This window comes from Mesorhizobium sp. M8A.F.Ca.ET.165.01.1.1, assembly GCF_004792065.1.
Classification (GTDB): domain Bacteria; phylum Pseudomonadota; class Alphaproteobacteria; order Rhizobiales; family Rhizobiaceae; genus Mesorhizobium.
In genome coordinates this window covers 1-374 of the sequence record NZ_SRTH01000108.1, presented here as the reverse complement: position 1 = coordinate 374, position 374 = coordinate 1, and the positions used below count along the sequence as shown (strand labels likewise).

Genomic DNA, 374 nt, shown 5'->3' with positions numbered 1-374 from the left:
CGACACCCCGCCCTTCCAGCCGGCCTCCTATCTCGACATCCCGCCGCCGGAGCGCGAAGGCGCGATCACGATCATCGGCCGGGTGAAGCGGTCGATGATCGATATGTGAGGGGCCGCGATTGGCGAAAGCGACCGACGCCAATCTCCTTCGGCGATCGAGAGGAGATTGGCGGCGGCTGACTGCGGACCGTTACGGCCGCCGAAGTTCGGGTGGTTCGACAGCCCGGCGCGCGTTCGATGTGGAGCTTACTGGACCTTGATGGTCGCCTACATGCCGTTCATGAAATGATCGGGGAAGTTGCAGAAAACCGCGTAGTAGCCCGGCTTGAGATCGTTTGTCAGCGAACCCGCTTTGCCCGGATCGAGCTCCGAAA

Annotated in this window: 1 pseudogene; it reads left to right on the top strand. The window is 62.6% G+C overall.

From position 1 onward, the window contains the following. Positions 1-109: pseudogene (locus EN808_RS37510) on the top strand (transcriptional regulator); the annotation flags it as partial. Between the last annotated feature and the right edge of the window lie 265 nt (positions 110-374).